Origin of the sequence: Actinoplanes sp. NPDC048988, from assembly GCF_043197815.1 — a bacterium.
In the GTDB taxonomy this organism is placed as follows: Bacteria; Actinomycetota; Actinomycetes; order Mycobacteriales; family Micromonosporaceae; genus Actinoplanes.
The window spans coordinates 850,685-872,012 of the sequence record NZ_JBICTW010000001.1; the positions used below are offsets into that span (position 1 = coordinate 850,685).

General features: G+C 68.7%; 26 protein-coding genes. 11 read left to right on the plus strand and 15 right to left on the minus strand.

What is annotated here, in order from left to right:
* Positions 1-41 precede the first annotated feature (41 nt).
* Positions 42-503 carry a hypothetical protein gene (locus ACGFJ7_RS03605; RefSeq protein ID WP_360242768.1) on the plus strand — a complete coding sequence of 154 codons (462 nt, stop codon included), beginning with the start codon at positions 42-44 and terminating at the stop codon, positions 501-503.
* Here ACGFJ7_RS03605 and ACGFJ7_RS03610 read toward each other — a convergent pair.
* On the minus strand, positions 493-852 hold the full coding sequence (locus ACGFJ7_RS03610) for a winged helix-turn-helix transcriptional regulator (RefSeq protein ID WP_392640672.1): 360 nt from the start codon (positions 850-852) through the stop codon (positions 493-495). The genes ACGFJ7_RS03605 and ACGFJ7_RS03610 overlap by 11 nt on opposite strands.
* 22 nt (positions 853-874) lie before the next feature.
* Here ACGFJ7_RS03610 and ACGFJ7_RS03615 point away from each other — a divergent pair, with 22 nt between their 5' ends.
* Positions 875-1,672: an alpha/beta hydrolase gene (locus tag ACGFJ7_RS03615; RefSeq protein ID WP_392640675.1), complete on the plus strand. Its 798-nt coding sequence runs from the start codon at positions 875-877 to the stop codon at positions 1,670-1,672.
* On the opposite strand, the gene ACGFJ7_RS03620 is transcribed toward ACGFJ7_RS03615, so the two are convergent.
* Positions 1,656-2,771 (minus strand): PLP-dependent aminotransferase family protein, encoded by a 1,116-nt coding sequence (locus ACGFJ7_RS03620; protein WP_392640678.1) that lies wholly within the window; start codon positions 2,769-2,771, stop codon positions 1,656-1,658. The genes ACGFJ7_RS03615 and ACGFJ7_RS03620 overlap by 17 nt on opposite strands.
* A gap of 62 nt (positions 2,772-2,833) precedes the next feature.
* On the minus strand, positions 2,834-3,034 hold the full coding sequence (locus tag ACGFJ7_RS03625) for a DUF397 domain-containing protein (RefSeq protein WP_360242780.1): 201 nt from the start codon (positions 3,032-3,034) through the stop codon (positions 2,834-2,836).
* 251 nt (positions 3,035-3,285) lie between these two features.
* On the opposite strand from ACGFJ7_RS03625, the gene ACGFJ7_RS03630 reads away from it, so the two are divergent.
* Positions 3,286-3,573: a hypothetical protein gene (locus tag ACGFJ7_RS03630; protein ID WP_360242783.1), complete on the plus strand. Its 288-nt coding sequence runs from the start codon at positions 3,286-3,288 to the stop codon at positions 3,571-3,573.
* On the opposite strand, the gene ACGFJ7_RS03635 is transcribed toward ACGFJ7_RS03630, so the two are convergent.
* Together ACGFJ7_RS03635 and ACGFJ7_RS03640 are read right to left on the minus strand one after the other, a co-directional pair.
* A complete protein-coding gene (locus ACGFJ7_RS03635; RefSeq protein WP_360242786.1) occupies positions 3,515-3,886 on the minus strand; it encodes a hypothetical protein in 372 nt (123 codons plus the stop codon). The genes ACGFJ7_RS03630 and ACGFJ7_RS03635 overlap by 59 nt on opposite strands.
* A 136-nt stretch (positions 3,887-4,022) precedes the next feature.
* Positions 4,023-4,928 carry a helix-turn-helix transcriptional regulator gene (locus tag ACGFJ7_RS03640; protein WP_360242789.1) on the minus strand — a complete coding sequence of 302 codons (906 nt, stop codon included), beginning with the start codon at positions 4,926-4,928 and terminating at the stop codon, positions 4,023-4,025.
* A gap of 431 nt (positions 4,929-5,359) precedes the next feature.
* Here ACGFJ7_RS03640 and ACGFJ7_RS03645 point away from each other — a divergent pair, with 431 nt between their 5' ends.
* Genes ACGFJ7_RS03645 through ACGFJ7_RS03655 form a run of 3 tightly spaced genes read left to right on the plus strand, consistent with a single transcriptional unit; the run spans position 5,360 to position 8,164 of the window.
* Positions 5,360-5,962: a dienelactone hydrolase family protein gene (locus ACGFJ7_RS03645; RefSeq protein WP_392641286.1), complete on the plus strand. Its 603-nt coding sequence runs from the start codon at positions 5,360-5,362 to the stop codon at positions 5,960-5,962.
* A gap of 40 nt (positions 5,963-6,002) precedes the next feature.
* Complete coding sequence (locus ACGFJ7_RS03650; protein ID WP_360242792.1) at positions 6,003-6,608, plus strand: TetR family transcriptional regulator; 606 nt, start codon at positions 6,003-6,005, stop codon at positions 6,606-6,608.
* Positions 6,605-8,164: an MDR family MFS transporter gene (locus ACGFJ7_RS03655; RefSeq protein ID WP_392640683.1), complete on the plus strand. Its 1,560-nt coding sequence runs from the start codon at positions 6,605-6,607 to the stop codon at positions 8,162-8,164. Before ACGFJ7_RS03650 ends, ACGFJ7_RS03655 begins: the two co-directional genes overlap by 4 nt.
* Positions 8,165-8,170: 6 nt before the next feature.
* Here the strand turns inward: ACGFJ7_RS03655 and ACGFJ7_RS03660 are convergent, their stop codons facing one another.
* Positions 8,171-8,500, minus strand: coding sequence for a YnfA family protein (locus ACGFJ7_RS03660; protein WP_360242798.1), 330 nt, complete (start codon positions 8,498-8,500; stop codon positions 8,171-8,173).
* A 26-nt stretch (positions 8,501-8,526) separates the two neighbouring features.
* Positions 8,527-8,883, minus strand: coding sequence for an STAS domain-containing protein (locus ACGFJ7_RS03665; RefSeq protein ID WP_097318103.1), 357 nt, complete (start codon positions 8,881-8,883; stop codon positions 8,527-8,529).
* A 297-nt stretch (positions 8,884-9,180) separates the two neighbouring features.
* On the opposite strand from ACGFJ7_RS03665, the gene ACGFJ7_RS03670 reads away from it, so the two are divergent.
* Positions 9,181-10,179, plus strand: coding sequence for an AraC family transcriptional regulator (locus ACGFJ7_RS03670; protein WP_392640686.1), 999 nt, complete (start codon positions 9,181-9,183; stop codon positions 10,177-10,179).
* 860 nt (positions 10,180-11,039) lie between these two features.
* Here the strand turns inward: ACGFJ7_RS03670 and ACGFJ7_RS03675 are convergent.
* Positions 11,040-11,408, minus strand: coding sequence for a hypothetical protein (locus ACGFJ7_RS03675; protein WP_392640689.1), 369 nt, complete (start codon positions 11,406-11,408; stop codon positions 11,040-11,042).
* A 248-nt stretch (positions 11,409-11,656) separates the two neighbouring features.
* Between ACGFJ7_RS03675 and ACGFJ7_RS03680 the strand changes: the two genes are divergently transcribed.
* Positions 11,657-11,944, plus strand: a complete 288-nt coding sequence (locus ACGFJ7_RS03680; RefSeq protein WP_360242808.1) for a hypothetical protein — start codon at positions 11,657-11,659, stop codon at positions 11,942-11,944.
* 48 nt (positions 11,945-11,992) lie between these two features.
* Here the strand turns inward: ACGFJ7_RS03680 and ACGFJ7_RS03685 are convergent, their stop codons facing one another.
* Entirely contained in the window at positions 11,993-12,895 is a 903-nt protein-coding gene (locus tag ACGFJ7_RS03685; protein WP_360242811.1) for a Gfo/Idh/MocA family oxidoreductase, read from the minus strand.
* A gap of 71 nt (positions 12,896-12,966) precedes the next feature.
* Here ACGFJ7_RS03685 and ACGFJ7_RS03690 point away from each other — a divergent pair, with 71 nt between their 5' ends.
* Positions 12,967-13,338, plus strand: coding sequence for a hypothetical protein (locus ACGFJ7_RS03690; protein ID WP_360242814.1), 372 nt, complete (start codon positions 12,967-12,969; stop codon positions 13,336-13,338).
* Positions 13,328-13,744: a hypothetical protein gene (locus tag ACGFJ7_RS03695; protein ID WP_360242816.1), complete on the plus strand. Its 417-nt coding sequence runs from the start codon at positions 13,328-13,330 to the stop codon at positions 13,742-13,744. Before ACGFJ7_RS03690 ends, ACGFJ7_RS03695 begins: the two co-directional genes overlap by 11 nt.
* On the opposite strand, the gene ACGFJ7_RS03700 is transcribed toward ACGFJ7_RS03695, so the two are convergent.
* Genes ACGFJ7_RS03700 through ACGFJ7_RS03715 form a run of 4 tightly spaced genes read right to left on the minus strand, consistent with a single transcriptional unit; the run spans position 13,741 to position 18,085 of the window.
* Positions 13,741-15,204, minus strand: coding sequence for a glutathionylspermidine synthase family protein (locus ACGFJ7_RS03700; protein WP_360242819.1), 1,464 nt, complete (start codon positions 15,202-15,204; stop codon positions 13,741-13,743). The two genes, ACGFJ7_RS03695 and ACGFJ7_RS03700, sit on opposite strands and share 4 nt — an antisense overlap.
* Before the next feature lie 2 nt (positions 15,205-15,206).
* A complete protein-coding gene (locus ACGFJ7_RS03705) occupies positions 15,207-15,605 on the minus strand; it encodes a hypothetical protein (RefSeq protein ID WP_360242822.1) in 399 nt (132 codons plus the stop codon).
* Positions 15,606-15,647: 42 nt separating this feature from the next.
* Entirely contained in the window at positions 15,648-16,412 is a 765-nt protein-coding gene (gene fabG / locus ACGFJ7_RS03710) for a 3-oxoacyl-ACP reductase FabG (protein ID WP_360242824.1), read from the minus strand.
* A 32-nt stretch (positions 16,413-16,444) separates the two neighbouring features.
* Positions 16,445-18,085, minus strand: coding sequence for an alpha-amylase family protein (locus ACGFJ7_RS03715; RefSeq protein WP_392640696.1), 1,641 nt, complete (start codon positions 18,083-18,085; stop codon positions 16,445-16,447).
* Between the two features lie 78 nt (positions 18,086-18,163).
* Here ACGFJ7_RS03715 and ACGFJ7_RS03720 point away from each other — a divergent pair, with 78 nt between their 5' ends.
* Positions 18,164-18,814, plus strand: coding sequence for a DedA family protein (locus ACGFJ7_RS03720; RefSeq protein WP_392640699.1), 651 nt, complete (start codon positions 18,164-18,166; stop codon positions 18,812-18,814).
* On the opposite strand, the gene ACGFJ7_RS03725 is transcribed toward ACGFJ7_RS03720, so the two are convergent.
* Both ACGFJ7_RS03725 and ACGFJ7_RS03730 read right to left on the minus strand, forming a co-directional pair.
* Positions 18,811-19,992, minus strand: coding sequence for a chitinase (locus ACGFJ7_RS03725; RefSeq protein ID WP_360242833.1), 1,182 nt, complete (start codon positions 19,990-19,992; stop codon positions 18,811-18,813). The genes ACGFJ7_RS03720 and ACGFJ7_RS03725 overlap by 4 nt on opposite strands.
* Before the next feature lie 29 nt (positions 19,993-20,021).
* Entirely contained in the window at positions 20,022-21,290 is a 1,269-nt protein-coding gene (locus ACGFJ7_RS03730; protein WP_360242836.1) for a glycosyl hydrolase family 18 protein, read from the minus strand.
* Positions 21,291-21,328: the final 38 nt, after the last annotated feature.

The window sequence follows — 21,328 nt, forward strand, 5'->3', positions numbered from 1 at the left end:
ATCTTCCTTTTTTGTCGGAGGTAGTCGTTATGGTCCTCGTCATGGAACAGAACTGGCGGCATCTGCCGGCTCCCGCCCGGCCCATCGCCGCCGCGGCCACCGAGGCGGTCACCGCGGCCCGGGCCCACGACGCCGGCGCGTTCGACGCGGCCGTCGGCGACCTGGCCGCCCTCGACCACGGCCTGGTCCTCGGCACGGCGACCCGCCTGCTGCTCGAGGAGGCCCACCCCGACGGCCTGGACGGCGACGCCGTGCGCGACGTGCTGGAGCGTTCCGTCCGGTCGGCCGCCGCCTGGCAGCCCGACGTCGACCCCCACGTCATCCTGCTCCTGCTGGCGGGCGCTCTCGGCGTACTGGAGGAAGACGACACCCCGCCCCCGAAACCGGACGTCCTGGCCCGCCACGCGGCTCTGCTGCTGGCCGAGTTGCTGCACGGCCGGGAGGTCCGGGCCGTGTTCACCGCGGCCCTGGCCGAGATCGAGCGGGCCCAGCTCAATGATTGACCGAGGCCCACTCGCAGATCGCGGCCAGCGGCTCCTGCAGGGTGAGCCCGAGCGCCGTGAGCTCGTACTCGACATGCTGGGGCGCGGCCTCCTTGAGCACCCGGCGCTCGACCAGCCCGTCCGCCTCCATCCCGCGCAGCGTCTCGGTCAGCATCTTCTGGGTGATCCCCGGCACCCGCCGGCGTAACTCGGCCGGCCGCCGCGGCCCGGCCAGCAGCGAGTAGATCAGCAGGACCCGCCACTTCGCGGCCAGCCGTTCCAGTGCCTGCCGGGTCACGCAGCTCTCCTCGAGCACGTCCGGCACCACAGCCTGATGGGCACCCGGAAGTGCCTTCTGTCGATCTGCCACGCCCGCAGCCTAGTGTCACGACGTGACCGAACGAGTGACCATCAGTAGCGAGGGCCTGGCCCTGGCCGGCGTCCTGCGCCGCGCCGACTCCGACCGCGCGATCGTCCTGACCGGACCCTTCACCGGCGTGAAGGAGCAGGTGACCGGCCTGTACGCCGAGCGGCTGGCCGCCGCCGGCTTCACCACCCTGGCCTTCGACCACCGCGGCTTCGGCCAGAGCGAGGGCCGCCCCCAGCACGAGGACAGCCAGGGCAAACTGGCCGACCTGCGCGCGGCCGTCTCCCTGCTGGCCTCCGACTATCGAGTCGCCCTGGTCGGCATCTGCCTGGGCGGCGGATACGCCATGAGGGCGGCCGCGACGGACCCTCGGGTCACCGCCGTGGTCGGCATCGCCGGCGCGTACAACAGCCCCGCCTGGTTCGCCTCCCGCATGGGCCTGCCCTCCTACCGCGCGGCCCTCGACGACATGATCGCCCGCTACGACGAGTTCCTGCCCGCGGTCTTCGCCACCGGCGAGGCCGCGATGCCCGGCGAGGAACCCTGGTCCTACTACTCCACCCACACCGCCAACTGGACGAACCGCGTGACCCGAGGCTCGCTGCACAGCCTGATGACTTTGGACGTTCTGGGCGTACGCCCCCTGCTCCCACCCAGCCTCATCATCCACGGCCGCAAGGACGACTACTGCTCGCCCGACCTGGCCACCGCCATGGCCGCCGACCAGACCGTCTGGCTGGACACGGACCGGCACGTCGACCTCTACGACGGCGAACCCCACGTCACCCGCGCGATCGAGGAGACCGTCAGCTTCCTGTCATAGCCCGCGTCAGCCGCCGGGCCGCCTCGGCCAGATCCGGCGGCGGAAGATGCGAGAAGCTCAGCCGTACGTATCCCGCGCCGCCCTGCCCACCGACATGGAACCGGCTCCCCGGCACGAACGACGTCCCGTGCCGCTCGGCCGCCGCGAGCAGATCGTCGGCGTGCACACCGTCCGGCGTCGGCACCCACAGGAACCAGCCACCGTCCGGTGCCGCCACCCGGCTCAGGCCCTCGACCAGGGCGTCCCGCTGAGCCGCATACCGTTCCCGGATCATGGCGAGGTGCCTGTCGTACGCCCCACTGGCACCGAACACGGCCATGGTCAGCGCCACCGAGTGGTTCACGCCGCCACCACTGTCCACAAACCCCAGATCGGCCAGCCGCCCGACGATCGCCGGCGCCGCATTGATCCACCCGAGCCGCAGCCCCGGCGCCACCGCCTTGGCGAACGATCCGAGCCGCACCACACCGGCCCCCTCGGCGAGCCGCCACAGCGAGGGCGGCGCCGCGCCCGCGTACGAAAGCTCCCGATAGGTGTCATCCTCGACAACCGTGAGACTTTCGCGCCGCGCGAGCTCGACCAGGGCCCGCCGTCGCTGTTCAGGCAGACTGCGCCCGGTCGGATTGGCGAAGGTGGGAACCAGGTAGAGAACAGGCACCCGCCGCCCACTCGCCCGCAGCTCGCGAAGCTGCCCGGCCACCGCGTCCGGGAGAACCCCGTCGTCGTCACCGGGCGCCGGCACCAGCTCAAGCCCCCGGTCGGCCAGCACGCGCAGGGCCAGGTGATAGGTGGGCGCTTCGACGAGCGCCACATCCCCCGGCTCGGTCAGCACCTCAGCGACGAGCGCCAGCCCTTGAGAGGCCCCCGCCGTCACAAAGGTCTCCGCAGCCGCCCCCGCATCCTCCCGCCCCGCCAGCCAGTCGATCAGCGGCCCCGGCCCCACATCTCGCCCGTAGGCAAGCCCCCGCCACCCGAACTCCCGCGCCGCCGCAGCCCCAGCCTCCGCCCACGCCTCCACAGGCAACAGCTCAGGCCGCGGATGACCCCATCCAAGATCGAGAATGCCGTCCCGATGCACGAACTGCAGCAGCCGGTCCACACCCCGGACCGTACCGCCCATCGAGATCACCGGCCCGAAGGCCTGTCGGATAGCCGACCCGGTCAGCGCACGTCGAACTCACCGCGCCGTACGCCATCGAGGAATTCGGTCCAAGCCTCCGGCGACACCGACAGCACGGCACCCGCACGATCCTTGGTGTCCCTGATCTTGATTTCGTCACCCAGGTTGACCTCGACACAATTCCCCTGTGCGCTCCTTGAGCTCTTCTTCCAGCCGCTAGGGCCTTTCTCGAGTTCAGCCACACGCCCTCCTCGCTGCGACCCGGCCGATCGGCGATACGCGCCCACGCGGACACTTCACACAGTGCTTGGGCAGGCACCGCCAGTGTAGGGACAGACATAGATCAAGACCATTGGGGACGATCGCGTCCGCCCTAGTACCGGCTCATCAGAGGAAGCCCTACCGCCGGGTAATAGGGCAGAATTGGCCCACGCCCGACGCGTCCGGCCGGTCTGATGGTGTGTCTCGGACCGGCGCGAGCAGAGGAGGTGCCATGCCACCACCAAGTGTTCCGAGGCCGGCCGAGGAAGCCAACGCCGAGCTGTGGGACGGCTCCCCGGCCGCGGCCCTGTTCGCCCTCGTGTCGTTGGCCGCCGCCGGCATCTTGGCTTTCGGCGCCGGCTACGCGCTGGGCCCGGTCGTCTGGCACGGCGACGAGAGCGGCCTCGGCCCGGCACGCGCGGTGTTGACCCTACTGATCGCCTTCGTGGCCGGGCCGGCGATCATCCTTCTTCTCTCCTCGGCGTTTCGTCGCCTGTCGAGCGCGTGGCGCCACCGGTGAGACGCCGCTGACGGCGCGTCCGCATGTGCCTGACCACCCGCCGCGTGGGTGAGACACCGAGACCGGTGGCCAGGAAGCTGCAGAAGATGAGTCCCCAGTTCAGCGGCACGAGCCCGAGGACCAGCACCACGCCGACACAGACCGAGAGGATCGGCAGCAATCCGAGCATCAAGAGCTGCAACGTCTTGTCCCAGTCGCCCAGCACATTCTGGACGACCAGGCGCATGACGTAGGCGGCGAGCTGCGGCACATTTTGCGGCAGCTCCTCGCGCGGCCTCGGCGGCGGCCCTCCGGGCCGCCGGGATCTAGGCATGACCGATCACCGGCGCGAAGGCGAACAGCCCCGATCGATTCGTCGGCGCATGGACCATGGCGATCTCGGCGATGAGAATGAGCACGTCCACTTGGCACCCCCCGAAGGGTCGATCAGGGCCGTTCACTGCGGTTTGCTAGGTCGTGGCGGAGTCACCCATCGCGGCCCGGTCGCTTTCCATGCTGCTCAGCACCCCGTCAAGGAAGTCGTTCAGCTGATCCTTGGGCGTTGCGCGGTTTTCCATGTCCCAGAACTGCTCCAGGTAGGGCCGCGTCTCGGACGGCTCCTCCCGCTTGATGTACTCGCCATTGACGCTCTCCAGGTAGAGCAGGTCACTCAGCGCGGCCTCGGCGAACTCGAGCAAGGTGAACGGTCCGCGCATGCCCTGATAGCCCCCGATGGCGAACGGCATGATCTGAATGCTGACCCGCGGGTGCTCGTTGATCTTCTTGAGATGCTCGATCTGCTGGCGCATGACCGAATGTCCCGTGGGGCCGGCCTCGTAACCGATGCGCCGGCGGACCGCCGCCTCGTCCAGGATGAAGAACATTTCCGGCGGGTCCTCGCTTTCGAGGAGCTCCTGCCGTTCGAGCCGGGCTTCGACACGACGCTGGATGACCCTTTCGGAGTCGTCCGGCGAGGCGTAAAGCCGAAGCATGGTCTCCGCATATTCCCTGGTCTGGAGCAGACCTGCGATCACGACCGGCTCGAACTGGCGAATGATCGACGCCGACTTCTCGTACCGACGCAGGAGCTGAATTTCCTTGCTCAGCACGTCGTCGTACGCACTCGAGACCTGTCGCCGGCCCTCCCGGGCCAGGGTGGACAGCTCTTCCTTCTTGCGCGGATCGGTGACCTTGTAGATCTGGAGAAGAGCTTGGAGATCGGTGTTGCTGACGCCGTTCTCACCGCTCTCGATCCTCAAAATCTTCGATGGCGACCATTCCAGGGTGCCGGCAACGTCCTTCTGCTTCAGCCCCGCGTCCAGCCGGAGCTGGCGAAGCTGCAAGCGCAAGGCCAGTCGCTGGACCGAGGGGTCCACTGACTCAGCCATTACCGATCATCTCCCCGCCCTCGCAAACTTCCATCTGCTGGCTAGCAGATTGTGAGGTGCAATCTGAAGTGTATCTGTCTGCTACCGCTCTACAAGCTGGCAAGCATCGCCGTTGAGGCATGTCAGGCTCATCTCTAGGCGTCGGTGACGTCAGACTGCTGTGCTCTGATCTGCTGGCTAGCAGTCTGGAAGCAGCAGGCAGTCACTGGGCAGACTGCAACGTACACCCTCCCAGGCTGCGGGAATGGCAGGACGACAAAAAGCCGAACGCCGGAGTTGTGGTATTCGGAAATGATCAGCTCAGGCCGGGTGTCTACCCCGAAAAGGGCGTTCTTTCGAATGATGCGATGGGGCTCGGGACGGGCGCACAATGGCGCCTGACCGGTGAGCCGGCCCCGCAACCGGTGAGATCGGGCAGCATGGGCCGGGTGGGATCGGTTGCGCTTTTTCATTCGGTTTACGGGCTTCGGGCGTCGGTTCTGCGGGCGGCGGAACGCCTTCGGGACGCCGGGCATGACGTCGTGGCACCCGATCTTTACGGGTTTCCCGCGACCGGGGACCTGGCGGAGGGGTTCGCGCTGGCGGACAAGGTGGGGTGGGCCGGGATCGTCGAGCGCGGTCGGGACGCCGTACGGAAACTGCCGCCGGAGGCGGTTTTGGTGGGTTTCTCGATGGGCGTCGGTGTGATCGAGGCGCTGCTGCCCGAGCGGCCGCGGACGGCCGGGGTGGTCATGGTGGCGGGTGCGAGAGCGATTGATCCCGTACGGCCGGGATTGCGGGCCCAACTGCACGCGGCTGATCCGGATGCCGAGTTCGTGCCGCCGGCCGCCGTGGCCAAGTGGACCGAGAGCATGACGCGGGGTGGCGCGGCCTTCGAGGTGTACCGCTATCCGGGGGTCGGGCATCTCTGGGTCGACGAGGACCTACCGGACTACGACTGTCCGGCGGCGGGGCGCTTCTGGGAGCGGTGCGAGGAGTTCCTGCGGCTCTCCGGAGAGACTCAGGTCACTTGCAGTCAATAAAAGTTTGCAGGCACTGCAAGTTAGCGCTTAGCCTTCGACCGTGCTCAGTCGACGGGATCGCAAGAAGCAGCAGACGCGGTCGGCGCTGATGAGCGCGGCCCTGCGGCTGGCCGACGAACGCGGGCTCGACCACGTGACAGTGGAGGAGATCAGCGAGGCGGCCGACGTGTCGCCACGGACGTTCTTCAACTACTTCGCGACCAAGGACGACGCCATCATCGGGGAGCAGATCGCCGATGGGCCCTCGGTCTGCGACCGGCTGCTCGCCCTGCCGGCCGAGGTGCCGCTGATCCCGGCCGTGCTGACCGCGCTCACCCCCGAGATCGAGCAGTTTCAGGCCGACCGGGAGTTGTGGCTGCTGCGGATGCGCGTCATCAAGAACAACCCGGCTCTGCTGCCGATCCTCGTCGCCCGTGGTGCCGTCGCCGAGCAGGAGTCGGCCGAGGCGATCGCCACCCGGCTGGACCTGCCCGCCGACGACTTCTTCCCCCTGCTCGCGGCCACGCTGACCGGCACCGCCGTCCGCGCCGCGATGATGCGCTGGGCCGACACCGACGGCGCCGGCGACCTCCTCGAAATCGTCCGCGAGGCCTTCGGCGTCCTGGCCGAGGGCCTCAACTTTGAGAAGAAGAAAGGCAACCGATGACAGCCACCCAGGAGGTGACCGGTGGGCGGATGTCGCGCGGCGAGGTCGTGCAGGCGCTCTCCGGGCTGATGCTGGGCATGTTCGTGGCGATCCTCGCCTCGACCGTCGTCTCCAACGCGCTCCCCCGGATCATCGCCGACCTCGGCGGCAGCCAGTCCGTGTACACCTGGATCGTCACCACCGAGCTGCTGGCGATGACCGCCACCGTCCCGCTCTGGGGCAAGCTCGCCGACCTCTACAGCAAGAAACTGCTGGTCCAGCTCTCGTTGCTGCTTTTCGTAGCCGGCTCACTGATTGCCGGCTTCACCCCGGACGTCGGTGTCCTGATCGTCAGCCGGGCCGTGCAGGGCATCGGCGCGGGCGGCATGACCGCGCTCGCCACCATCGTGATGGCCTCGATCATCCCGCCGCGGGAGCTGGGCCGGTACTCGGGCATCTTCGGCGCGGTCTTCGGCGTCGCCACCATCGCCGGCCCGCTGATCGGCGGCGTCATGGTGGACACGTCGTGGCTGGGCTGGCGCTGGTGCTTCTTCATCGGCGTGCCGTTCTCGATCGCCGCCATCATCCTGCTCCAGAAGACGCTGCACCTGCCGACGTCGCGCCGCGAGGTGAAAATCGACTGGCTGGGCGCGCTGCTGATCACGGCCGGCGTGAGCACGCTGCTGATCTGGTCCACGCTGGCCGGTCAGCACTTCGACTGGGCGTCGTGGGAGACCGCGGTCTTCGTCGTGGGCGGCGTCGTCCTGCTGGCCCTGGCCGTGTGGGCCGAGTCCAAGGCGCCCGAGCCGGTGGTGCCGCTGCGCATCTTCCGCAACCGTACGGTCACCCTGACCGTCATCGCCAGCGTGCTCGTCGGCGTGGCCATGTTCGGCGGAACGGTCTTCCTGTCGCAGTACTTCCAGGTCGCGCTCGGTAAGTCCCCGACGGTCGCCGGCCTCATGAGCCTGCCGATGATTTTCGGTCTGCTGGTCTCCTCGACGGTGGCCGGAGCCCTCATCACGAAAACTGGCAAGTGGAAGATTTACCTGGTCGCCGGCGCGATCGTGATGACCATCGGCATGCTGCTGCTGAGCACCATCGACGCCCGGACCAGCGTGCTGACGCTTTCGGTCTTCATGGCGGTGCTCGGCATCGGCGTCGGCATGCTCATGCAGAACCTGGTGCTGGCCGCGCAGAACGACGTGCCGGCGGCCGAGCTCGGCGCGGCCACCTCCGCGCTGACCTTCTTCCGCAGCATGGGCGGCGCGATCGGGGTGAGCGCGCTCGGCGCCGTCCTGGCCAGCCGGGTGACGACGCTGTTCACCGAGAAGTTCGGCGCGGCCGCCACCTCCGGCGGCTCGGCCGAGGTGCCGGACGTCAGCACGCTGCCGCCGCAGGTGCTGGCCGTGGTCAAGGACATTTACGGTACGGCGACGTCCGACCTGTTCCTGGTGGCCGCGCCCATCGCGTTCCTCGCGGTCATCGCCGTGGTCTTCATCAAGGAGAAGCCGCTGTCGACCCTCAGCGGTGACGAGCGCCGCGCCCAGGAGGAAGCCGCCGCTCTCTCCATGCACTGAGCCTGTTCACCGGGGTGGGTACATGATGATGCCCACCCCGGCCAGGCACACGGCGGCGCCGATCAGGTCGTAACGGTCGGGCCGGAAGCCGTCGACCAGCATTCCCCAGGCCAGCGAGCCGGCCACGAAGATTCCGCCGTACGCGGCCAGGATGCGCCCGAAGTTCGCGTCGGGCTGCAGGGTCGCCACGAAGCCGTACGCCCCGAGCGCGACCACCCCCGCGCCGGCGAACAGCAGCCCCCGCTGCTCGCGAACGCCCTGCCAGACCAGCCAGGCGCCGCCGATCTCGGCCAGCGCGGCCAGCAGGAAAAGCGCGATCGAGCGCAGAACGTTCATGCGCTCGATCCAAGCAGGCAGGAAGATCAGGAAGGCCGGAGACCCACCGACGTACGGGGTGAGGGCGGCTCCGCGCACCCGAGGAGCCCCACCAGCCCGGACACCCAGAGCTGACGGTAGACCGTGGGGCTCGGGTGGCTGACCACCAGCTTGACCCCGCTGGCGGCGGCCGTATGGAAGCAGGCGACCAGGATGCCGATGCCGATGCTGTCGATCAACATGACCCGCTGAAGGTCAAGACAGATCTTGCCCGGCGTGGAGCTGGTCAGCACGTCGTTGACGGCGTCCCGCATCACGTGGGCGTTGTCCAGGTCGATCTCCCCGCTGGGCGCGATCTCAACGGTTCCGTCGGCCAACTGGCGGGTGGTGATCGGCAGATACACGGCTGCCCTCTTCCTGGCGTCGAGCGGGGCCGACGCCGACCTTCCGCGTGGAGGACACACCCCTGACCGTGGTTTCAATTCATGGTCTCAGTGTGGTCGGACACCTCACCCGGGTGCCGCTCTCCGACCGCGTTCCAACAACAATCCGCTGGTCTGCAAGTTACGCCACGTAGGCGCGGAACGCCAGAGTAGTTCATATGGCCTGAATGTGCTGGAACGGTCAGCGCGTGGCGGGAACGTTGACGTTCCACGTACCGGGGCCGAATACTCACCGTATGCGATGGAGCTCATCTCGGCATGGCTGAGGTCTTTCCGAGGTCCGCCCACGCGTTATCCGGGGCGGCGGACGTCGTCCATCTCAGCAGCGTGGACATCGATCAAGCACGTACCTTGCTAAATCGGTTCTACTACCCCGTAGCAGTGGACCTGCCCGACGGCGCCGGCACCTTCGGGCTGGGTATGGAACTGATCCAACTCGGACCGCTCACCGTCGGCCAGCTCAGTTTCGCCACCGCCGTGACACTGCTCGTGGCCGAACTCGACGCGTACCACGTCAGCATGCCGACCAGCGGACGCCTGCACGCCCGGCACGCCGGCCACGACATCGTCGCCACGCCGTCCCGGGGGGTGGTTTTCGGTCCCGGCAGCCCCGTCTACACCTCCCGCGAGGCCCACTCGGCCGAGCTCGCGGTGAAGATCGAGCGCAAGGCCCTGGAGGAGGAGCTCTCCGGCCTGCTGGGTCGCCCGATCGAGGGACCGATCGACCTCCCACCCGAGATCGACCTGTCGAGCGGCCCCGGCCACAGCTGGAGCCGGCTGGTCCGCCTGCTCCGCGACGAACTCGAGTTCACCCAGAGCCTGTTCTACCAGCCGATGATCGCCGAACAGCTCCGCAGCGCCGTCCTGAGCGGCCTGCTGCTGAGCGTGCCGCACCGCTACCACCAGGAGCTGACCGGCCCGGCCGCCCCCGGCCCCCCACGCGCCATCCGCCGCGTGGTGGAGGCCATCCAGAGCGAGCCGGAACGCCCGTTCACCGTGACCGACCTGGCCCGGATAGCCGGCATGAGCGTCCGCTCCCTCCAGGACGGCTTCCGCCGCCACGTGGGCGTGGCCCCCATGACCTACCTGCAACAGGTACGCCTCGGCCGCGCCCGCGAGGCCCTGCGCCTGGCCGACCCCTTACGGGTGACGGTCGCCGCAGTCGCCCACCGCTGGGGCTTCGCCCACCTGGGCCGCTTCGCCTCGGCCTACCGCACCAAGTTCGGCGAGTCCCCCTCAGAAACGCTGCGCTCGTAGACCCCCCCCCACCACCCAGCGCGCCGCGCCACCCCACCAAGGCGGGCGCCATACATACGTTGGACACCCGTACCAAAAGTCGGACTTGTCGGATGCAGGCAAGACCATCCACCGAGCCACACATCCCGGGCCGTGCCACTACAAGGCCACACCCCCGGCCGCACTTTCCCTATCAGCCGTACCCGCCTCAGCCCGCCCCCGCCGCCTCCCGCCCAAGCCTCACACCATCCGGCCGGGCACCTTTGGGCCGCGCCGCCCCTTCGACCGCACGCCATCGAAGCAGCCCGGTCGCCTCACTCTTCGAATCGAGCCGAAGTTGTCGGGCGGATTCGACGCTCGGCACGATTGAGCGGATTGAAGTTGAGCGGCCGTGAGCATGAAGCAGCGTCACGGTCCGGCCGCCTCACCTCTGGTACAAGTCGTATTTGTCGGGTGGGTCCGGCGGGTATTGGGACCGGGTGAGCTGAAGTTTGCACTGCCGTGGGGGCGGGCGCTGAGAAGCAGACCACCGTCCGGTCGCTCCATCCTCCGGCTGAGCCACCGTCCGGTCACTCCACATCCGGTGCTCCACGTCCGGTGCTCCACCCTCCGGTCGCTCCACCCTCCGGCCGCTGTAGCACAAGTCCGACTTGTCGGGCGGTTCGACGGGTGGGGTCGTCAAGGTGGGCGGGAGAAGCGCCGCAGTGAGGGCGGGCACACGTGATGCCACACACCGTGAGGTGACACGGCGGTCGAGGGCTGCCGATGCGCGGAGCGGATGGCTCCCGCCGGACGCTCCAGGATGGTTATTCGGCGGGCGATCCCGGGCGGTTACTCGCTGGGCGAGCCAGGCTGGTTACTCGCTGGGCGATCCGGGGTGGTTACTCGCCGGGGTCGCTGCGGCGGGGCTGGGGGACCTCGTTGGGGGCGCGGCGTGTCGTCGCGGCCACCCCGAACAGGTGGCCGCGGGGTGGTGTCCACTCGCGCCACGGGCCCAAATGGGGTGGTACCGAGACGAGTTCGCCGTCGCCTGCGCCGCGCTGTTCGCGCAGGTAGGAGACTACTCGGGAGGCTGCCTGGCTGCCGTCCTCGGCCAGGCTGAGCAGCAGGCGGCGCGCGTCGTCGGCCGAGGGGTCGTCCGCGTCGAGGCCGGGTATCTCCGCTGCCGTCCGGCGCAGCAGGGCCGCCAGACCGGCCAAGGCCTGCATCGCGTCACACGCGTCCCGCTCAGCATCGGACAGGCTGGTCACGTCGCGCTCCCCCTTACCGGCCCCGCCGGTTCGAGACCCACCGGCGCATGCCCCCGCCGGCGGTCCTTTAACGGGCGCCAAGGCGAAAATGTATTCGGCCCACTACTAAGCGTCCATCCGTAACGCGCAGGCCCTGTCCAGTTAGCGCTCAGTTTGACCGGCGTCGGCATGATCGTCCGATTCCGCCCCATGGTCGGAGGGCCGCGGAACGGGGTAAGAACCGACTGAGCACCCCTGGGGAGGACACCATGACCGACGAGATTCAGCCACTGGAAGAGACGCCGGAAGTCGCCGACGCCATCGAGGACGACGTCGCGGTCGACGCGTTCATCACCGGCGGTGGCAAGGACTCCGATTCTCCGGAGTTCCTGGCTCCGGGCGAGGAGCCGGAGATCCGTACCGGCGCCGATCAGCCGTGGGACCCGATCGACCTGGCCGAGGCCGAGGGCAAGGACCCGACGCCGGAGAACATCGAGAAGGCCCGCGAGGAACTGGAGCGTGACGGCGCCGCCGCCATCGAGCGCACCGTCCCCTGATCGCGGAACACCGCTGCCGGCGACCACACAGGCCGCCGGCAGCGTGCTTCAGGCGCTTTCGACAGTCACCGTACGGCCGGTGGTCACCGCTTCCTGGGCGGCGGACAGGACCGCTGTCACCTGGGCGCCGAAGCGGATGTCGAGCTCGACCGCGGGTCCGCCCGCGGCCGCGGCGATGAGCTGGTCGAGGCCGTGCTTCAGGGCGTCGACCGGCGACCACGGGGCCGACGGCACCGTGCGCACCCCGGCCTGGCCGGAGAAGACCGCCTCCTCGCGCTCGGCCGCCTCCGGCGCGTCCAGCGAGAGGGTGAGCGTGCTGATGGCGCCGCCCGCGTGGCGTGCCAGCAGGTGGGTCATGTCGGGGGCGCCGGCCATCGCGGTCACCTCGGTGACCGGGCCGAGCACGCCGATGGCCAGAGCCAGCGCGTGCGGGCCGACGTCCCAGAGGCCGCCGCTCTCCTGGCGCCAGGGCGACGCGCCGAACGGGTTGTCCGGTGTGAAGATGCGGCCGAGGTGGACGATCCGGCCCTCGACCCAGCCGCCGGTCGCCGTCGCGTCGGCCACGAACCGCTCGATCTCCGGCATCAGCCGGCGGGTGAAGAAGACCAGCGAGGCGAGGTTGCCGGCCGCGACAGCGGACGCGATCTCCTGTGCTGAGGCAACGGTGAAGGCCACCGGCTTGTCGAGCACCAGGTGCTTGCCGGCCTGGGCGGCGCGCAGCGCCAGCGGCGCCTGCACGTCCGGCGGCAGGGCGATGGCCACGGCGTCGACATCGGCCATCAGGTCGTCCACTTCGGCGTACGCCTTGGCGCCGTGATCGCCGGCCAGCGCGGCCGCCTTGTCGGGATTGCGGCCCCACACCCCCACGAACTCGACGTCCGCGTGCGTGGCGAGCGCCGGCGCGTGCGCCAGGTGTGCCCATGGTCCCGTACCGAAAAGTCCGAAGCGCATCGGAAGTCGCCTGCCTCTCTCATGGTCCAGCCGCAAGCTACCAGGCGACCTTCGATCAGTAGTCTGTGCCGGTGAACGGTCCCCTGTCGGTGGCGACGATCATCGCCGCTCTTGTCCTGGCGGCGTGGTTCCTGCTGCGCGCGGCGCTCAACCGCCCGCCGAGCAACGTCGACCTCTGGGCCACGCTGGCGCTCAGCGCGCTGGTCGCCGTGCTGGTCGTCGTGGCCGTGATCGGCCTGTTCGACGGCTCGCGCCCCAGCGACACGCCCACCTTCCTGGGCTACCTGGTCACCACGGTCGCCTTCGGGCCGGTCGCGTTCTATCTGGCCCGGCTCGAGCCGACGCGGTGGGGCAGTCTCATCCTCGGTGTCGCCTGCCTGGTGCTGCCTGTTCTCGTGCTGCGGTTGCAGCAGATCGCGGAGGTGACCACCGGTGTCTCCTGAAACCCCCACACGTCCCAAGGACGCGGCTCTCGGTACGGGCCTCGGCCGCGTGCTGCTGCTGGTCTACGGCATCTTCGCGCTGTCGGCCAGCGCCCGCGCCCTCGTACAGATCTCCACGCATTTCAGCGAGGCCCCGCTGGCCTACCTGCTGTCGGCGTTCGCCGGGCTGGTCTACATCTCGGCGACCGTGGGCCTGGCGATCGGCGGCGCCCGGGGCCGGCTGATCGCGCTGATCAGCTGCAGCATCGAGCTGATCGGCGTGCTCGTGGTCGGCACGCTGAGCATCGCCGACGCCGGGGACTTCCCGGACGACACGGTCTGGTCGAACTTCGGCAGCGGTTACGGGTACGTCCCGCTGGTGCTGCCGTTCGTCGGCCTGTGGTGGATCTGGCGGCACCGCCCCTAAAGGGACGATTCGATGGTGTGCGGCACGAAGTAGCAGCGGTCCTTCGTCACAAGACCGTCGTCGCCGAGACCTTCACGGATGCCCATGCCGGCCGGCTCCCCGTCGATCAGCCAGGAGCCGATCACCGGGTGGACCGTGCCCTCGAGCCCCTCGAACGACGGCAGCTCGCAGAGTTGCTGCACCACGTAACGGCCGTCGACGCCGTACTCGGAAGGGTTTTCGCTGATCGTGACCCCGTCACGCACGAGCGTGACCGAGCCGCCCTCCCGGCCCCAGACGGGTTTCTTGGCGTAGCTGGTCAGCGTCTTGGCCTTCGAGGAGTCGGCGAAGTAGGCCGGCAGCAGGTATTTGCCGCGCTCAGGGTCGTCGCCGAACAGTTTCCACAGCACCGGCAGGATCGCCTTGTTACCGAGCAGGGCGGCCGTGTAGGGCGGCTCGATCCAGACCGTGCCGTGCTTGGTCGGGTCGGCCATGTTGCGGAAGAAGGCCTTGCCGCCCTCCTCGGTCCAGAACCACTCCCACGGGTAGAGCATGAAGATGATGTCGATCGGCTCGGCCTTGTGCTCCTGGCCCGGCGAGGGCACGAAGACCACCCGGTCGCCGGCCACGTCCCAGCCGATCTGGCTCATCGCGATCAGCTCGACCGGGTACCCGGCCTCCTCGGCCGTGGCCATCAGGTACGCCACGTTCATCCGGTCCTCACCGGAGGTCTCGGACGTCTCGTACGCGAAGAAGATCTTCGGTTTCTCCGGCAGCCACGTGCGGGCCTCGCGGAGCTTGTCGATGTTGCGGCGCCAGGCGCCGGGGTCGCCCGGCTCGCCGGGGGTCGCGGGCCAGCCCACCAGGCGGTCGTGGATCGAGTTCCACTGGCGCCACTCGTGCTGGGTGACGTGGGTCTGGTCCATCCAGTGCCACTGGATGACGGCGCTCTCGACCAGCGCGGTCGGGGTCTGCGCGTTGAACTCGAGCAGCTTGGGCGTGCTGCCGGCCCCGTTGTACCAGAGGTCGAACCGGCCGTAGACGCTCGGCGAGTAGTCCGGCGTCTCCATCGGCAGGCGCATATCGGGGTCTTTGTCGTAGTGCGTCCACGTCTCGGCGTCGCCGTCGAACCACGTGCGGATGACCTGCTCGTGGGCGAACTCGGGCACGCCGATCTTGGCGAGGAAGCACGTCTCGGGGTTGCAGATCGAGGCGAAATAGCCCTCTTTGCGCCCCTGCACGGTGTGCCGCGGGCACTGCCGGACGATCCAGTCGCCGGCCTCGAGGCACATCGCGTGCAGCGTGGTGGTGGCCGCCTCGAGCTCTTCGATCTCGGCCGCCGTGAAGTCGTAGAACGGGCCCTCCTGCCAGTACGAGATCATCGTCCCGTCCGGCAGTTCGGTGTCGTTGTACGTGAGGCCGAGGCTGAAGTTGGTGAGCTGCCAGCCCTCGCGGACCGGCCCGTAGGGAACTCGGCGCACGCTCAGCCGCCCGACTTGCTGGAGGAGGAACCGCGGGCCGCGCCGCCCTTGCCGACCACGCTGGTCTTCACCGTGCCGTTTCCGATCTTGCCGGTGGCCGGCAGCCCGAAGGACTGCCGGGCCGCCCGGTCGTTGTACGCGAACTTGTTGCCGCCGGCCGGGAGCCGGTAGCCGACCGGGTAGCCCGGGGCGTAGGCCGCCGAATACCAGATGAAGAAGGGCACCACACTGCCACCGTACGACCGGTCGTCGTCGCAGTAGTCCTCGTCGACGACGTTGCCGTTGGCGTCGGCGCAGTAGAACCCGGCGTCCTGGTAATCGTCGTCGTTGTCGCACGCCGCCGCACCGCCCGCCGCCAGGAGCAGAAACGTGCTGGTGAGCGAGACGCTGCGGGAAGCCATGCGTCGATTCATAGTTCCTTTGTAACGCCTCTCAGCAATGATCTACGCGCGCGGTCCCCCGGCGACGTAGATGACCTGGCCCGAGACGAACCCGGCACCCTCACTGACGAGGAAGGATACGGTGTTCGCGACGTCTTCGGGACGTCCCGCCCGGCCAACGGGAATCTGAGCGACGGCGGCTTTCTCGAACTGGTCGAAATCGACGCCGACCCGGGCCGCGGTGGCGGCGGTCATGTCGGTGACGATGAAGCCCGGCGCGACCGCGTTGGCGGTGATGCCGAACCGGCCCAGCTCGATCGCGAGCGTCTTGGTGAAGCCCTGCAGGCCGGCCTTGGCCGCGGCGTAGTTGGCCTGGCCCCGGTTGCCCAGGGCCGAGGTGCTGGACAGGCTGACGATACGGCCCCAGCCGGCGTCGACCATGTGCTTCTGCACCGCGCGGCTGAACAGGAAGGCGCCGCGCAGGTGGACCGCCATCACGGTCTCCCAGTCGTCGTCGGTCATCTTGAACAGCAGGTTGTCGCGGAGCACGCCGGCGTTGTTGACCAGGATGGTCGGCGGGCCGAGCTCGGCCGTGACCTTTTCCACGGCCGCGGTGACCTGAGCCGGGTCGGACACGTCGGCGCCGACGGCGAGGGCGGTGCCGCCGGCGTCGTGGATGGCGGTCACCGTGTTGGCGCAGGCGCCCTCGTCGAGGTCGACGACGGCGACGGCCAGCCCGTCGGCCGCGAGCCGGCGGGCGGTCGCCTCGCCGATGCCGCGGGCGGCACCGGTGACGATGGCGGTACGGGTGGGAGCGGACTGCGACATACGGCCTCCTCTATTTGCACTCGGAGTGCACCTTACGCGTAGCGACGCAACCTGATCCAGCGGTAGCCGTGTCCGGCCACCGGTACCGCGTCGAACTTGCCAAGGTCGGGGTACTCCTGGTCGGCGAGCACGTCGGTCGGGAACTCGGCCTCGGCGTACAGCGAGCTCAGATCGAGCACGCCGTCGGACGGCCCGAGATTGTGCACGAAGACCATCGTGCCAGTGACGTCGTCGGCGCGGTGCACGAGGATCGATCCCGCGTCGGGCAGGTCGACGTGCTTGCAGGTGCCGGAACCCACCTCGGGCGCTTCCCGGAGCGTACGGATCATGCGCTCGAACCAGGCCAGCAACGACGCCGGGTCGTGGCGCTGCCGGCTGACGTTGACGGTCGGGTAACCGAACTCGCCGTCGTCGATCACCGGCCGGACCGGCTCGTCCGACGTGGTGAAACCGCCGTTCGGCAGGGAGGACCACTGCATGGGCGTACGGATCGAGTTGCGCCCCGGCAGCGACAGGTCCTCGCCCATGCCGATCTCCTCGCCGTAGCGCACCACCGGGGTGCCGCGCAGGCTGAACTGCAGGGCGTAGGCCAGCTCGACCCGCCGCCGGTCGTTGCCGAGCATCGGCGCCAGCCGCCGGCGGATGCCCCGCCCGTACAACTGCATGTTCTCGTCCGGCCCGAACTCGGCGAAGACCTGCTGCCGCTGCTCGGCGGTCAGCCGGGACAGGTCGACCTCGTCGTGGTTGCGCAGGAAGGTGGCCCACTGCCCGCCCACGGGCAGCTTCGGGGCCTCGCGCAGCGCCTCGACGATCGGCTCCGGGTTCTGCCGGGCCAGCGCCAGCATGAGCTTGGTGTTGAGCATGAAGTCGAACAGCATGTGGATGCGGTTGGCCGAGCCGCCGGAGTCGCCGAAGTACTCCTTGAGCTGGTCGGGCTCCACATTGGCCTCGGCCAGCAGCACCGCGTCGCCCTTGCGCCACTGCACGAACTGCCGCAGTTCGGTGATGAAGTCCATGTCCTTGGGCGAGTTCGGGTTGCCGGCCTGGGTCTCCTCGATGATGAACGGCACCGCGTCCATCCGGAACCCGGCGACGCCGAGCTGGAGCCAGAACGCGCAGATCTTCTTGATCTCCTCGCGGACCTCGGGATTGTTGATGTTCAGGTCCGGCTGGAACTTGTAGAACCGGTGGTAGTACCAGGCCTTGGCCGTCCGGTCGTACGTCCAGGTCTCGTCCTGCTCACCCGGGAAGACCATGCCCTGCTTGCGGTCGGCGGGCTCGGTCTCGGACCAGACATACCAATTCCGGTACGGCGAGTCCGGCGACTTGCGGGCCGATTGGAACCACGGGTGCTTGTCCGAGGTGTGGTTGACGACCAGGTCGATGATCACCTTGATGCCGAGGTTGCCCGCCTGGTGCAGCAGCTCGGCGAAGTCGCCCAGGTTCCCGAAACGTGGGTCGACGTTGTAGAAGTCGGACACGTCGTAGCCGTCGTCCTGGTCGGGCGACGGGTGGATGGGGTTCAGCCACAGGCAGGTCACCCCGAGCCGGGCGAGATAGTCGAGACGGCCGATCAGACCGCGGATGTCGCCGCAGCCGTCGCCGTCGGAGTCGGCGAACGTGTCGATGTCGAGGCAGTAGATGACGGCTTTCTGGTACCACCGGTCGGTCATGTCCCTCTACTTCACCGGCGTCACGCCCGGGCAAACAGCACTCAGGTTCGACGCAGGTTCGTTGGGTACAAACATCGGATGGGCGGCGGCGGACTGACAGCGTGGGTGACCTCTGTCATCGAATCACTCGGTGAGCTAGGTGTGGGCCTTCTGGTGGCCCTGGAAAACCTGATCCCGCCGATCCCCAGTGAGATCGTGCTGTCGCTGGCGGGCTATCTGGCCAGCGAGGGCCGGGTCAACTTCGCGCTGGTGCTGTTCGCGGCCACGGCCGGGTCGGTGATCGGCGCGCTCGCCCTCTACTGGCTCGGGTACGCGCTGGGCGAGGACCGGCTGCGCCGCTGGCTCGACAAGATTCCGCTGGTCGACGCCGACGATCTGAACACGGCCGACCGCTGGTTCGAGAAACACGAGAAGGCAGCCGTGCTCTTCGGGCGCTGCGCCCCGGTCGTCCGCAGCCTGGTCTCGATCCCGGCCGGCGCCAACAAGATGCACCTCGGCATGTTCACCCTGTTCACCGCGATCGGCAGCGGGGTCTGGAACGCCATCTTCATCGGCGGCGGCTACCTGCTCGGGTCGCAGTATCAGGACCTGGAGAAATACGCCCATTACTTCGACTACGTGATCTGGGCGCTGATCATCTTCATGGTCGGGAGCTGGGTCATCAAGAAGATCAGGAAAAGGCGGCGCGCGGCCGCCCGCCAGAGCGACCGCGCGTCCGTCGATGGTTAGAAACCGGCGCTGACCTTCGTGAAGGCCCAGTCGGCCTGCGCGATGCCGGAGCAGTCCGAGACCACGCCGCCACCGGCGCAGCCGCGGTCACGGTTGACCGCCCAGAAGGTGAAGCGGGCGAGCCCGTTGTTCCGGGCGTAATCGCGGATCCGCGTCCACGTCTCGACGGTGGTCAGCTCCTGCTGGTCGGACAGGCCGTTCATGCCGGAGATGCCCATGTGCGAGTACGCCTGCGCGTCGGTGTAGCCGAAGGTGGTCTTCAGCAGGTTCTTCAGACCCTCGGACGTGTTGACCGTGGCCGTGTAGATGTCGCTGGCGCCGAAGTCGAACGGCATCTGGGTGAAGATGTCGATGTTCGCGCCGAGCGCCTTGGCCTGCTGCACGAGCCGGGTGCCGTAGTAGTTCGGGCCGGTGGTCGTGGTGCCGAAGGTGAGGATCGTCTTCACCGACGGGTTCTTCTGCTTGACGATCTTCAGAGCGCCCAGGATCCGGTCCTGCACGACCGTGTTCTCGAACTCGTCGCTGTTCTCGATGTCGATGTCGATCGACTTGAGCTGGAAGGCGTCGATCACCTTCTGGTACGCACCGGCCAGCGCCTCGGGGGTCGAGCAGTTCGGGCCGAGCTTGTTGCCGCTCCAGCCGCCGATCGACGGGACCACGTCGGCCCCGGCCGCCCGGATGGCCGCGATGGTGCTCGCGTGCACGCCACCGGTCAGGCCGCCCTCGCCGTCCCAGGCCGGGTTGCAGCCGTTGCCGGCGAGCACGAAGGCCATCGTGAAGGCCTTGATGCCGGTCGCGTTGACCACGGTGGCCGGCGCCGGCGGGTTGCCCCAGCCGGGGTAGATGTACGGCGCCGAGGCCATCTTGGTGCCGGTGGCCGGCGGCTGGGTGGTCGGCGGGGTGGTGGGCGGCGTGGTCGGCGGCGTCGTGCCACCGCAGACACCCTGGTCGGCCCAGACGTCCCACTGGCCGCTGTGGGTGGCGGGGGATTCGTTCTGCGTCCACCACTTGGCGGTGTAGTTGTGGCCGTTCTGCGAGGCGCTGTTGTCCTTGACGTAGACGGCGCTCGAGGACCACGCCGGCGCGCAGGCGGCGGCCGCGTTCGAGGTCGCCATGGGCAGGATCGCGGCGGCCGTGGCGGCCAGGGCGACCGAGCCCAGTACGAGGATTTTCTTCACGGGGATGCTCCTGTGGGGGTGGGGAGGCGTTACGGAAGGGTGGCGAGGTGGGGCTTGACGGTGTTGGCGAAGCCGTTGCCGTTGGTGACGTCCCAGTTGATCGACCAGGTCATCGCGCCGCGGATGCCCGGATACGTCGCAGGCGGCTTGAAGGTGCCGCAGTTGGTGCCGCGGGCCAGACAGTCGAGCGCGTTGTTGACCACCGACGGCGCGACGTAGCCGCCGCCGGCGGCCCGGGTGCTGGACGGCAGGCCGAGAGCGACCTGGTCCGGGCGCAGCCCGTTCTGGGTCTGGATGCAGGCGAGCGCGGTCAGGAAGTTCACCGTGCCCTGGCTGTACGCGGCGTTCTGGTCGCAGCCGAGCATCGAACCCGAGTTGTAGAACTGGGTGTGTACGACCGTGAGGATGTCCTTGATGGACAGCGCCAGGGCGAAGTACGACGAGCCGGTGCTCTGCATGTCGATGGTCTGCGGCGCCATCGTGATGATCAGGTTGCTGCCGGCCTTGGCCCGCAGGCTGCGCAGGGCCTGGGCCATGTAGGTGGCGTTGAGCCCGTTCTCGAGGTCGATGTCGACGCCGTCGAACCCGTACGCCGTCATCAGTGAGTGGACGGAGTTGGCGAAGTTGGTGGCCGCCGTCGCGTTGGCCACGCTGACCGTGCCCTTTTCGCCGCCGACCGAGATGATGACCTTCTTGCCGCGGGCGTGCAGGGTGGCGATGTCCGCCTTGAACTGGGCGTCGGTGTAGCCACCGACGGCCGAGGCCAGGCCGGGGTCGAGGGTGAAGGAGACCGCGCCCGGGGTGGCCGTGGCGTCGGCGAAGGCGACCGCGATCAGGTCGTAGTTCGAGGGAACGGCGGCCAGCTTGAGCGGGGCCGCGCCGTTGTCGAAGTTCTGCCAGTAGCCGGTCAGGAAGTGGGCCGGCAGGACGCCGTTGGCCGGGGGCGGCGTGGTCGGAGGCGGCGTGGTGGCAGGCGGGGTGGTCGGAGGCGGCGTGGTCGCAGGCGGGGTGGTCGCAGGCGGGGTCGTGGGTGGTGTCGTGCCACCGCAGACACCCTGGTCGGCCCAGACGTCCCACTGGCCGCTGTGGGTGGCGGGGGATTCGTTCTGCGTCCACCACTTGGCGCTGTAGTTGTGGCCGTTCTGCGAGGCCGTGTTGCCCCCGACGTAGACGGCGCTCGAGCTCCACGCCGGCGCGCAGGCCGCTGCGGCCGACGCGGAGCCCGAGAAGTAGGTGGCCGCTCCGCCCGCGGCCAGCGCGGCGACGGTGGCCAGGACGACCGATCGATAGCCCTTCATGTGTCAATCATTAAGGACTGTTAACAGTTCAGTCCAGA